The following is a 12,282-nucleotide window of genomic DNA, read 5'->3' as shown; positions in this document are numbered from 1 at the left end:
CTCACCATGGGGGGAGGACGGGGGTGGTCGACCGGGCGGGTCGACCCCGGTCACCACCACCGACCCGAATGCCGACGGGTGTCCCCCGTCGTCAGAGCACGTTCTCGATCTCGGCCAGCTCGTCGGCGTGGAACTCCAGGTTCCGGGTCGCCGCGACGGTGTCCTCCAGCTGCGCCACGCTGCTGGCGCCGACCAGCGCCGAGGTGACCCGGCCACCGCGCAGCACCCAGGCGATGGCCATCTGGGCCAGCGTCTGGCCACGGCGCTTCGCGATGTCGTCCAGCGCGGCCACCTTCGCCAGCGCGTCCTCGGTCAGGCGCTCCGAGCTGAGGAACGGGCTGGCCGAGGCCGCACGGGAGTCCGCGGGGACGCCCTTGAGGTACCGGTCGGTGAGCAGGCCCTGCGCCAGCGGCGAGAACACGATCGACCCGACGCCCAGCGAGTCCAGGGTGTCGAGCAGGCCGTCCTCGACCCACCGGTTCACCATCGAGTACGACGGCTGGTGGATCAGCAGCGGGGTGCCGAGGTCGGCGAGCGCCCGCGCGGCCGCGACGGTCTGCTCCGGCGAGTAGTTGGAGATGCCCGCGTAGAGCGCTTTGCCCTGGCGCACCGCGGTGTCCAGCGCGCCCATCGTCTCCTCGACCGGGGTGTCCGGGTCCGGGCGGTGGGAGTAGAAGACGTCGACGTAGTCCAGGCCCATCCGGGTCAGCGACTGGTCCAAAGAGGACAGCAGGGACTTGCGCGAGCCCCACTCGCCGTACGGGCCAGCCCACATGTGGTAGCCCGCCTTGGTCGAGATCACCAGCTCGTCGCGGTACGGGCGCAGGTCGCGGCGGAAGTGCCTGCCGAAGTTCTCCTCCGCCGAGCCGGGCGGCGGGCCGTAGTTGTTCGCCAGGTCGAAGTGCGTCACGCCGAGGTCGAACGCCCGGCGCAGCACGGCGCGCTGCACGTCGCCGGTCCGGTCGCCGTCGCCGAAGTTGTGCCAGAGCCCCAAGGACACCGCGGGCAGCTTGAGCCCGCTGCGGCCGACCCGGCGGTAGGGCATGTCGTCGTAGCGCGTGTCCGCGGCGACGTGGGTCACGGTTCTCCTCGGTGGTTCGGCGCGGGAGCACTGCTCCCCCGGTGGACGAGCGTCGCGGTCGGCGACCAGCGGTCGGCGACGGGCAGGCCGTCGATCAGCTCCAGCACCGAGTCGGCGACCAGGATCCCGAACTGGTGCACGTCCACGCTCATCGTGGTCAGCGCGGGCGAGGCGAGCCTGCACAGGGTCGAGTCGTCCCAGGCGACCAGGCTGAGCTCGGCGGGCACGGCGACGCCGAGCTCCTTGGCCGCGTTCAGGCCCGCCACGGCCATGACGTCGTTGTCGTAGAGGATCGCCGTCGGCCGGTCCTCGCCGGCCAGCAGCGCGGTGGTGAGCTTGGCGCCGGACTCCTCGGAGTAGTCGCCCTCCAGCACCACCGGCTCGATCCCGACGGCCTGGCAGCCGCGGACGAGCGCGTCCGTGCGGGCCCGCGTGTGCAGCAGGGTCCGCGGGCCGGTGATCCGAGCGATCCGCCGGTGGCCGAGCTCCAGCAGGTGCGCCAGCGCCTCCTCGACGGGCCCGGCGTTGTCGGTGCGCACGGAGGGCACCGGCAGGTCGGCCGACGGCTCGCCGATGACGACCGCGGGCAGGCCGACCTCGCGCAGCACCGCGAGCCTCGGGTCCTCCGCGGTCCGGTTGACCAGCAGCACCGCGTCGACCATCCGGCTCGCCGCCCACCGGCGGTAGGCGGCGGTCTCGGCGTCGTGCGTGGCCACCACGTGCAGCAGCACGGACAGCCCGCGCTCGCTGAGCCGTTCCTCGATGCCCGCGATGAACTCCATGAAGAACGGCTCGGCGCCCAGCAGCCTGGCCGGGCGCGCGAGCACCAGTCCGACAGCTCCCGCGGAGTCGGCGCCCGCGGAGTCCGCGCCCGCCACTCAGGACCTGACCACGGGCGCGCCGAGCGCGTTGGCGCAGCGCAGGACCAGCGGTCCGGCGAGCGCGGACGGGTCGTCGAGCACCGCGTCCGTGCGGACCAGGAACGAGCGCGACTCGCCCGCGAGCATCGGCACCAGCATCTCCTCGACGACGGCGTCCGGGGCGACCCGGTCGGCCAGCACCGCGACGTCCCGCGCGAACGACGCGGCGCGGACGTCGACCCGGTAGCCGCCCGGCACGGTCTCCACCCGCGCGCTGAGCGGGGCGGGGTCGTAGGACAGGTCGCGGTCCTCGGCGAACAGGTGCACCGCGCGCACGTCACCCGTGGTCGCCACCAGCACCTCCGCCTCCGGGTCCGCGGCGGTGACCAGCGGGGCCGCCGGTTCGAGCAGGGCCGTGGACCGGCCGCGCACCGCGAAATCGATCCTAGACGCCGCCAGTACGGCGCCCGTGAAGCTCCGCCGTTCCAGGACCAGCTCACCCGACCAGTCGTCGTCGTGGTCGTTCACCACGACCACGACCAGGCGCCCGTCGCGCGGTTGGACGGTCAGCAGCCGCGGCGCGAAGGCGTGCCTGAGCGCGTACCAGAGCGGCTTGCGGCGCTCGTCGCCGTCCACGGCGGCCCACGAGGTGGCGGGCCAGCAGTCGTTGAGCTGCCACACGACCGCGCCCGCGGTGCGCGGCCACCACGACCGGAAGTGCTCGACGCCGAACGAGACCGCGCGCGCCTGGTTGAGCTGGGTCGCCCAGTGCCAGTCGGCGAAGTCCTCGGGCACCGGCAGGTGCGCGGCCAGGCCGCGGTCGAGCTTGCCGTTGCCGTCGTCGGCCTTCTGGTGGTTGAGGAAGCTCGGCGAGGTCGGCGTGAGCGGCTCGTCGTGCACCCAGTCGGTGAGCGTGGACCACGTGGGCGGGCCCTGGAAGCCGAACTCCGAGCAGAAGCGCGGCACGTGGTCGAGGTAGTGGGTGTAGTCGACCCGGTTCCACACCTCCCACTCGTGCCGGGTGCCGTGGTCGGGGTCGTTGGGGTGGACGTCGCCGGGGCTGTACGGGCTGCCCGGCGAGTAGTGCCGGGTCGGGTCGAGCTCGGCGACGATCGACGGCAGCAGCTCCGTGTAGTACCCCAGGCCCCAGGTGCGGCCCGCGAGCTGCTCAGCCCAGCCCCAGTCGGCGAAGCCCCACAGGTTCTCGTTGTTGCCGTTCCACAGCGCCAGCGACGGCCGGGCGACCAGGCGGGCCACGTTCTCGCGCGCCTCCGCCTCGACCTCGCCCCGCAGCGGCTCCTCCTCGGCGTAGGAGCCGCAGGCGAACGGGAAGTCCTGCCACACCAGCACACCGCGCTCGTCGCACACGTCGTAGAAGTCGTCGGTCTCGTAGATCCCGCCGCCCCAGATCCGCAGCAGGTTCAGGTTCGCGTCCACGGCCTGGTCGACCCGGCGGGCCAGCCGGTCGCGGGTGATCCGGGTGAGGAAGTGGTCGTCGGGGATCCAGTTGGCGCCCTTGACGAACACCGGCCTCCCGTTGACCACGAACGTGAACGGGGTGCCGATCTCGTCCGGGGTGGTGTCCACGGTGATCGTGCGGAAGCCGATCCGGTGCTCGGAGGCGTCCACGGCCTCTCCGTCGGCCAGCAGTGCCACGGACAGGTCGTAGCGGGGCTGCGCGCCGTACCCGACCGGCCACCACAGGTCCGCCTCCGGTACGAGCACGGTGGCCACGCCGGTGTCGCCGTCCACCGGGACGCGGGTCTCCTGGCCGCCCACAGCGGCCAGCAGCTCCAGCCCGGCGGTGCCCGCGCGCTCGACGTCCACGTGGACCTCCACCCGGCCGGTGCCGTCGGGGTCCACGGTCACCAGCGGGCGTGTGGAGGCGAGCCGGGCGGAGTGCCAGCGCTCCAGCCGGACGGGCTTCCAGATGCCCGCGGTCTGCAGGTCGGGGCCCCAGTCCCAGCCGAACGAGCAGGCCATCTTGCGGATCATGTTGAACGGGTGCGGGTAGGCGTGGTCGCGCCGGCCCAGCTCCGCCTCGACCTCCTCGGCGTGGGCCAGGGCGGAGCGGAAGGAGACCACCAGCTCGTTCGCGCCCCCGCGCAGCGACCCGCGCACGTCGAAGCGGTAGCCGCGGTGCATGTTCCTCGTGGAGCCGAGCAGCTCGCCGTTCAGCTCGATCGTGGCCACCGTGTCGAGGCCGTCGAAGACCAGCTCGACCCGCTCGTCGGCGCCGGGCGCGTCCGCCTCGAACGCGAGCGCGTAGCGCCAGTCCGCGCGGTGCATCCAGGTGAGGTCCGTCTCGACCCGGTCGAGGTAGGGATCGGCGATCAACCCGGCGGCCAGCAGGTCGAGGTGGGTGCTGCCGGGCACCTCCGCCCGCACGCTCCGGCCCGCCACGGTGGCGGGAACGTCCCCCGACACAGCCGTCAGCTGCCAGCCGTCGTGCAAGGTCTGGTGGATCATCGTATCCCCGCTCCACGAAGTGACTCGACAACAGCACGATTCTTACGTCGGCAACTAAAGTAAGTCAATGATCAGGCCCCCTCGACCCCCAGGGATGTAGCCCACCATGCCCCTCACCCCGATGCCCGACCACGCGCACCTGCGCGCGGCGGGCGTGAGCCTCGTGCTCGACCTCTCCGGCGGGACCCTGCCCAGGGTGCTGCACTGGGGGGCCGACCTCGGCGCGGACACCGACGTCGCGGCGCTGCGCGGCGCGCTGTCGCCGCAGCCCATCGGCAACTCGATCGACGGCCAGGTGCCGGTGGCCGTGCTGCCCGAGCAGTCCGCGGGCTGGCTCGGCACGCCCGGACTGGTCGGCAACCGCTCCGGCGCGGACTTCTCCACGGCCTTCCGGCTGGTGGAGGTGGACCAGGACGGCGGCGTGGTCACCGCGCGCGCCGAGGACGCGGTCGCCGGGCTCGCGCTGGAGCTCACCGTCGAGCTGACCGCCTCCGGGCTGGTCCGGCAGCGGGCGGTGCTGACCAACACCGCCGACTCGCCGTTCGCGGTGGACGCGGTGAACCTCACCCTTCCGGTACCGCCGGTCGCCGTGGAGCTGCTCGACTTCACCGGCCGCCACCTGCGGGAACGCAGCCCGCAGCGGACGGCGTTCACGCACGGCGTGCGGACGCGCGAGAACCGCACCGGGCGCACCGGCTACGACTCCGCGTACCTGATGGCCGCGGGCACGCCGTCGTTCGGCAACCGGTCCGGCGAGATCTGGGCGGTGCACACGGCCTGGTCGGGCAACCACCGGACCTTCGCCGAGCGGACCTTCCACTCCGTGTCGCTGCTGGGGTCGGGCGAGCTGCTGCTGTCCGGCGAGGTGGTGCTGGCCGCGGGCGAGAGCTACGCGTCGCCGTGGATGTACGGCTCGTACGGCATCGGCCTCGACCAGGTGTCCGAGCGCTTCCACGTCGACCTGCGGGCGCGGCCGGGGCACCCGTCCTCGCCGCGACCGGTCGTGGTGAACACCTGGGAGGCGGTCTACTTCGACCACGACCTGGGCAGGCTGAAGGAGCTGGCCGACGCCGCGGCGGCGGTCGGCGCCGAGCGGTTCGTGCTCGACGACGGCTGGTTCGGCTCGCGCCGCGACGACCGCCGGGGCCTGGGCGACTGGTACGTGTCCGACGAGGTGTGGCCGGACGGGCTGACCCCGCTGACCGACCACGTCATCGGGCTGGGCCTGCGGTTCGGGCTGTGGGTCGAGCCGGAGATGATCAACGAGGACTCCGACCTGGCCAGGGCGCACCCGGACTGGATCATGGCCACCGGCGACCGGCTGCCCGGCGCCTCGCGGGCGCAGCAGGTGCTCGACCTGGCAAGGCCCGAGGCGTTCGCCTACATCTTCGAACGGATCGACGACCTGCTGTCGACCTACCCGATCTCCTACCTCAAGTGGGACCACAACCGGGACCTGGTCGAGGCGGGCCACCGGCCGACCGGCCGCGCGGGCGTGCACGGCCAGACGCTGGCGCTCTACCGGCTGCTCGACGAGCTGCGCGCCAAGCACCCCGGCGTGGAGATCGAGTCGTGCTCGTCGGGCGGCGGCCGGGTCGACCTCGGCGTCCTGCAGCGCACCGACCGGGTCTGGGCGTCGGACTGCATCGACGCGCTGGAGCGGCAGGGGATCCAGCGCTGGACGAACGCGCTGATCCCGTTGGAGCTGATGGGCACGCACGTCGGGTCGGGCGTCTCGCACACCACGCACCGCCGCCACCCGATCGACTTCCGGGCGGGCACGGCCCTGTTCGGGCACTTCGGCATCGAGTGGGACCTGACCGCGGCCTCCGCGGAGGACCGCGCCCGGCTGACCGAGTGGGTGGCGCTGTACAAGGAGGTGCGCGGCCTGCTGCACACCGGCAAGGCGGTGAACGGCGACCACCCCGACCCCGCCTACCAGGTGCACGGCGTGGTCGCCCAGGACGGCTCCGACGCGCTGTTCGCGATCGTCTGCGTGGCCACGTCCGCCTTCTACCCCACCGGTCCCGTGCGGCTGCCCGGCCTGGACCCGGACGCCGTCTACCACGTGCGCCCGCAGGCTCCGGGTGACGTGCCGGACGGCAACGCGGCCCGCTGGGGCGTGCCGCTGGGGTGGTGGAACCCCGAGGGCGTCACGACGTCCGGCCGCGCGCTCGCCGCGGCGGGCGTGCAGGCGCCGGTGCTGTTCCCGGAACGGCTGGTCCTGGTCCGGGCGACCAGGACGTAGGGCGTGCTTCCCGGATCCCGTCCCGAGGTGGTTCCTAGGGGCCGTCCCAGGCCCGGCTAGCGCGGACTCGGATCCGGGAAGCAAGCCCTGACCCGCACGGGTGTCGCCGGAGTGCTCCGGCGGCACCCGGCCGCGGGCGGCGGGCGGCGGCGCTACGGTGCGACGATGCCTGGGTCCGCGGTGCCGTCCGGTCGTAGTCAGCGGGAGCGTCGAGCCGACACCGAGCGGGCGCTGCTCGTGGCGGCGGCGGAGCTCGTGGTCGAGTCGGGCCCGCGGTCGACGACGCTGGCCGGGGTCGGGCTGCGGGCCGGGTACAGCCGCGGCATCGCCTCGCACCACTTCGGGTCGAAGCAGGCCCTCCTCGAAGCGCTGACCCGCGGCGTCCAGTCGGGGTTCGTGCCGGGTCTGGGCGGTCTGCCGCCCGGTCTCGACCGCCTGGTCCGCCTGGTCGACGGCTACGTCCGGGCGCTGGCCGACCTCGACGTGACCGGCCGCGCCTACCTGCTGCTGTGGGCGGAGTCGGCGGTGGTCCCGGAGCTGGCGCGGGTCTTCCAGGAGCGCGACGCGTCCTTCCGCGCCGACCTCGTCGCCGACGTGGAGGCGGGGATCGCGGGCGGGGTCGTGCGGCCGGACGCGCACCCGGCGGACGTGGCGGTGGCGGTGGTGTCCCAGCTGCGCGGTCTTGGCCTGCAGGTCCTCGCCGCGGGCCCGGAGCCGGACATGGCCCGGCTGGCCGCCGGGATCGCCGGGGGCTGGCGGCGGTCGTTGGCCCGCACTTGACTTGCTTGTCGACCAACAAGTAAGACTGGAGCATGACGTCCGACAGCGCACGTGCGTTCGAAGTCCGCCGCGACGACCCGATGCACCAGGTGCGGGTGGTCGACGAGGCCGTTCCCCCACCGGCCGACGGCGAGGTCCTGCTCGCGGTGGAGCGGTTCGGCGTGGCCGCCAACAACCTCACCTACGCCCTGCTCGGGGACCTGCTCGGGCACTGGGCCCCCTTCCCCGCCTCCTCCCCCGGCTGGGGCCGGGTCCCCGCGTGGGGACACGCCGTGGTGGTCGACGGCGACCCGGCCCTGGCCGCCGCGGGCACGCGCTGGTCGGGCTACCTGCCGATGGCCACGCACTTCACCGTCCGGGCCGAGCGGCACGGCGACCGGCTGCGGGCCGTCGCGCCCGAACGCGCGGGGATGCTGCCGATCTACCGCGACCTCTCCCCCGTCGCGCCGGACGACGACCGGTCGGCGGTCGCGGTGGCGATGCTGCCCGGCATCGCGGCGGCGCTGCTCGACGACCTGGTGGCGGGCACCGGGATCGGCCGCGTGGTCGTGTCCAGCGCGACCAGCAAGACCGCCCTCACCACCTCGCTGCTGCTGTCCCGGCGCGGCATCGACGTCGTCGGCGTCACCTCGGCCCCGCACGCGTCGGCCGCGGGCAAGGCCGGCGTGTACCGCGAGGTGGTCGCCTACGACGACGTCGACACCCTCGCCCCCTCCCCCGACGTCCTCTACCTCGACGTGGCGGGGCAGCCGTCGGTGACGGCGGCGGTGCACGCGCGCCTGGGCCGGTCGCTGCTGCGCAGCATCGCCGTGGGCGGCAGCCACCGGGCCGCGCGCCCCGCCTCGGAGCAGCCCCCGGCGACGCCCGTGGGGCCGCCGGTCGAGCGCTTCAACACCGGCGACCGCCGGGTCCGACTCGTCGCCGAGCTCGGCGACCAGGCGGTGACCGAGCTGGAGGACAACGCCCGGAGGTCCGTTGTGGACTGGGCCTCGACGCACTACGGGGTGCCGGTCTCGACGGGCGTCGAGAGCACGGCGGCGGTGTGGGACCGGGTCGTGCGCGGCGACGTCGCCCCGCTCACGGCCCCGGTCGTCGACGTCGCCGAGTAGGACCTGGTTACCCGAATCCGTTGGCGCGGATCCGGTTCCGGGGAACGGGGCCCGGCCGTCAGGCCGCCTCCTCCCAGCGCCCGGTGTGGTGGTCGTAGGCCGCGGTGGCACCCGCGGCCTCCACCGCGGCGCGGCCGACCTCGAACACCCGGTCCCGCGCGTCGGGGTTCGGCGAGGCGGCCGCCAGCAGCTTCGTGTACGGGTGCCGGGGGTCGAGGATCACCCGGTCCGAGGGACCGCGTTCCACCACCCTGCCCCGGTAGAGCACCAGGATCTCGTCGGAGAAGTGCCGGGCGGTCGCCAGGTCGTGGGTGATGTAGAGGACGGCGAGGTCCTCCTCCTTCTGCAGGCGGGCCAACAGCTTCAGGATGCCCAGCCGGATCGACACGTCGAGCATCGACACCGGCTCGTCCGCCACGACGATCTCCGCGCCCGGTGCCAGCGCGCGGGCGATGGCGACCCGCTGCCGCTGCCCGCCGGACAGCTCGTGCGGCCGCCGGGACGCGAAGGAGGCGGGGAGGGTGACCCGTTCCAGCAGCTCCGACACCAGCCGCGCGGTCTCCTCCGCGCCGCGCGCCCGGCCGTGCAGCCGCAGCGGTCGGGCGAGGTGGTGCTCGACGGTGTGGAACGGGTTGAGCGAGGCGAACGGGTCCTGGAACACCATCTGCACCCGGTGCCGGTAGTCCTTGTCCGGCACCTCGACGCCGTCCGGTCCGGTGACCGCGATGCTGCCGCCGCTGGGCTTCTCCAGGCGGGCGATCATCTTCGCGATGGTCGACTTGCCGGAACCGGACTCGCCGACGAGCGCGACCGTGCGGCCGGGTTCGAGGGTGAACGACACCCGGTCCACCGCCCGCAGCGACCTGCGGCGCAGGCCGTCGCGGACGCCGAAGTCCTTGACCAGGTCCCGTGCGACCAACGTGGTCATCGCACACCTCCGTCGTGCAGCGCGGGCTCGGTGCCCCGGATGAACCCGCCCCGGTCGCCGGTGAGGCTGGGGAAGGAGTCGAGCAGCTCGCGGGTGTACGGGTGCCGCGGGTCGAGGTGCAGGTCCTGCGCGGTGCCCAACTCGACCACCTCGCCGTCGCGCATCACGGCGATCCGGTCGCTGATCTCCAGCAGCAGCGGGAGGTCGTGCGTGATGAACAGGACGGCGAAGCCGAGCTCGTCGCGGAACTTGAGGATCTCCAGCAGGATCCCGCGCTGCACCACCACGTCCAGCGCGGTCGTCGGCTCGTCCATGATCATGACCTGCGGGTCGAGCAGCAGCGCCATCGCGATCATCACGCGCTGGCGCATCCCGCCGGACAGCTCGTGCGGGAACGACCCCAGCCGGGCCGGGTCGACCCCGACCAGCTCGAACACCTCGACGCAGCGCGCCCGCCGGTCGGCGCGCGACATCCCCGGCCGGTGCGTGGTCAGCACGTCGTCCAGCTGGGCCGCGACCGACGTGACCGGGCTCAGCGCGTTCATCGCGCCCTGGAACACCATGGACAGCTTCGTCCAGCGGAACTCCCGCAGCTCCTCGGGTCCCAGCCCGAGCACGTCGGTGTCGGTGCCGTCGCGGTCGTGGAAGGTGACCGCGCCGGACGTCACCTCGGCGGGCGGCTTGTGCAGCCGGTTGACCGCGTAGGCCAGGGTCGTCTTGCCGCACCCCGACTCCCCGGCCAGCCCGAGGATCTCGCCGCGCCGCAACGTGAGCGACACGCCCTTGACCGCGTGCACGGGCTTGTCCCCCTGGTACACCACGGAAAGGTCCTCGACGGTGAGCACGGCGTCGTCCTCGCCGCGTTCGGCGGGCGTCACCCGGAGCGCCTCGGCGACCTTGCCCGGCCGCCTCGGTACGTCCCGCAGCTTCGGGTTGATGATCTCGTCGATGCTGAAGTTCACCAGCGACAGCCCGCAGCCGAACAGCGCGATCACCAGGCCCGGCGGCACGAACCACCACCACGCCTCGCGTTGCAGCGCGAACCCGTTCTGCGCGTAGTAGAGCATCGTGCCCAGGGTCGAGGAGTTCGACGCGCCGAGCCCGAGGAACGACAGGCCCGCCTCGCTGAGGATCGCCAGGACCACCGCGAAGACGAACTGGGAGGCCAGCAGCGGCAGCAGGTTCGGCAGGATCTCGACGGTGATCACCCGCCAGGTCTTCTCCCCCGCCACCTTCGCCGCGGCCACGTAGTCGCGGTTGCGCAGCGACAGCGTCTGCGCCCTGAGCACCCGCGCGGACGCCGCCCAGCCGGTGATGGCCAGCACCACCGCGATCGTCCACGACCCGCGTTGCGCGGCGGGCACGAACCCGGCGATGACGATCACCAGCGGCAGGCCTGGGATCACCAGCATCACGTTGGAGAACAACGAGAACAGCTCGTCGACGATGCCGCCCGCGTAGCTGCCGACGATGCCGAAGACGGCGGACAGGACGGTCGCCATCAGCCCGACCAGCAGGCCGATCCGCAACGACCCCCTGGTGGCGAAGGCGATCTGGGCGACGACGTCCTGGCCGGTCTGGGTGGTGCCCAGCCAGTGCTCGCCTCCCGGCGCGGTGAGACCGATGTCGCGCACGGCGTTCGGGTCGCCGACCACGAGCGGGCCGACGACGCCGAACAGCGCGATCGCGCCGATCAGGCCGAGGCCGACGCCTAGCTTGGGCGACCAGCGCGGCAGCATCGCCCGCCGGCCGTCCTTCGTTCGCGACGGCGCGGTGACCGGACTGGGGTTCGTCACGTTCGGTGCCTCCTTCTCAGCCGGTCACGCGGGTTCGGGGGTCGATCAGGGCGTAGAGCAGGTCCACCACGAGGTTCGCGCCGAGCACCGCGACCGTGATCACCAGGAAGATCCCCTGCATCAGCGCGTAGTCGTTGTTCTGCACCGCCTGCAGCAGCTTCGAGCCGATGCCGGGGTAGGAGAAGACCTGCTCGGTGATGATCGAGCCGGACACCACGAACCCGAGCGAGATCGCGACCCCGGCCACCGACGGCAGGACGGCGTTGCGGGTGGCGTACCGGATCATGATCCGGCTGTCCCGCAGCCCCTTGGCCTGCGCGGTGAGCACGTAGTCCTCGGAGGCGGCCGACACCATCATGTTGCGCATCCCCAGCAGCCAGCCGCCGATCGAGGACACCACGATCGTCAGCGCGGGCAGCGTCCCGTGGTAGATCGCGGACGACAGGAACTCCGCGTCCCAGCCGGGCGAGAGCACCACGTCGTACCCGCCGAGCAGCGGGAACCAGCCCAGCGCCGAGGCGAACACCGCCACCAGGATCAGCGCCAGCCAGAAGTAGGGCACCGCGGAGAGGACCGTGGTGGCGGGCACCAGCGCGTCCAGCCACGTGCCGCGCTTCCAGCCGACCAGCGCGCCGAGCGCGATGCCGACCAGGAACGACAGCAGCGTCGCGATCCCCACCAGCACCACCGTCCACGGCAGCGAGTCCGCGATGACCTGCGACACCGGCGCCGGGAACGCGCTCACCGAGACGCCGAGGTCACCCCGGAACACGTTGCCCAGGTAGGAGAGGTACTGGCTGACCACCGACTCGTCACCGCCACCGCCGAGCAGCAGCTCGAACGACCGCCGCGCCGCCGGGTCGACCGAGCCGCCGCGCAGCTGGAGCTTGGCGAGCAGGATGTCCACCGGGTTGCCCGGCATCAGCCTGGGGATGACGAAGTTCAGCGTCAGCGCCGCCCACAGGGCGACCAGGTAGAACGCGAGCTTGCGCAGGTAGTACCTCATCGCGC

The 12,282-nt window shown here is 73.0% G+C and carries 9 protein-coding genes; 3 read left to right on the top strand and 6 right to left on the bottom strand.

Annotated features, from left to right (window positions below):
• Positions 1-91: 91 nt before the first annotated feature.
• From mgrA to CLV43_RS26390, 3 genes are read right to left on the bottom strand one after another with little or no spacing between them, the layout of a single operon-like run.
• Positions 92-1,081: an L-glyceraldehyde 3-phosphate reductase gene (gene mgrA, locus CLV43_RS26400; protein WP_146174902.1), complete on the bottom strand. Its 990-nt coding sequence runs from the start codon at positions 1,079-1,081 to the stop codon at positions 92-94.
• Positions 1,078-1,959, bottom strand: coding sequence for a LacI family DNA-binding transcriptional regulator (locus tag CLV43_RS26395; RefSeq protein WP_106190066.1), 882 nt, complete (start codon positions 1,957-1,959; stop codon positions 1,078-1,080). The genes mgrA and CLV43_RS26395 overlap by 4 nt, the downstream gene beginning before the upstream one ends.
• A complete protein-coding gene (locus CLV43_RS26390; protein ID WP_106190064.1) occupies positions 1,960-4,410 on the bottom strand; it encodes a glycoside hydrolase family 2 protein in 2,451 nt (816 codons plus the stop codon).
• Positions 4,411-4,516: 106 nt separating this feature from the next.
• On the opposite strand from CLV43_RS26390, the gene CLV43_RS26385 reads away from it, so the two are divergent.
• The 3 genes from CLV43_RS26385 (at position 4,517) to CLV43_RS26375 (ending at position 8,547) form a co-directional block, all read left to right on the top strand.
• Positions 4,517-6,658 carry an alpha-galactosidase gene (locus tag CLV43_RS26385; RefSeq protein WP_245887018.1) on the top strand — a complete coding sequence of 714 codons (2,142 nt, stop codon included), beginning with the start codon at positions 4,517-4,519 and terminating at the stop codon, positions 6,656-6,658.
• Positions 6,659-6,823: 165 nt separating this feature from the next.
• Positions 6,824-7,438, top strand: coding sequence for a TetR/AcrR family transcriptional regulator (locus CLV43_RS26380; RefSeq protein ID WP_106190594.1), 615 nt, complete (start codon positions 6,824-6,826; stop codon positions 7,436-7,438).
• Between the two features lie 32 nt (positions 7,439-7,470).
• Positions 7,471-8,547, top strand: a complete 1,077-nt coding sequence (locus CLV43_RS26375) for a DUF2855 family protein (RefSeq protein WP_106190063.1) — start codon at positions 7,471-7,473, stop codon at positions 8,545-8,547.
• A gap of 58 nt (positions 8,548-8,605) precedes the next feature.
• Here CLV43_RS26375 and CLV43_RS26370 read toward each other — a convergent pair whose 3' ends face one another.
• The 3 genes from CLV43_RS26370 to CLV43_RS26360 are packed head-to-tail and all read right to left on the bottom strand — an operon-like array spanning position 8,606 to position 12,277.
• The gene (locus tag CLV43_RS26370) at positions 8,606-9,475 is read right to left on the bottom strand and encodes an ABC transporter ATP-binding protein (RefSeq protein WP_106190061.1); all 870 of its coding nucleotides are present in this window, start codon (positions 9,473-9,475) and stop codon (positions 8,606-8,608) included.
• A complete protein-coding gene (locus tag CLV43_RS26365; protein ID WP_245887017.1) occupies positions 9,472-11,271 on the bottom strand; it encodes a dipeptide/oligopeptide/nickel ABC transporter permease/ATP-binding protein in 1,800 nt (599 codons plus the stop codon). Before CLV43_RS26365 ends, CLV43_RS26370 begins: the two co-directional genes overlap by 4 nt.
• A 16-nt stretch (positions 11,272-11,287) precedes the next feature.
• Positions 11,288-12,277, bottom strand: coding sequence for an ABC transporter permease (locus CLV43_RS26360; protein WP_106190060.1), 990 nt, complete (start codon positions 12,275-12,277; stop codon positions 11,288-11,290).
• Positions 12,278-12,282 lie beyond the last annotated feature (5 nt).

It is taken from the genome of Umezawaea tangerina, from assembly GCF_003002815.1.
In the GTDB taxonomy this organism is placed as follows: domain Bacteria; phylum Actinomycetota; class Actinomycetes; order Mycobacteriales; family Pseudonocardiaceae; genus Umezawaea; species Umezawaea tangerina.
Note: the sequence above shows the minus strand (reverse complement) of the source record. Positions and strands in the feature narration are given on the sequence as shown.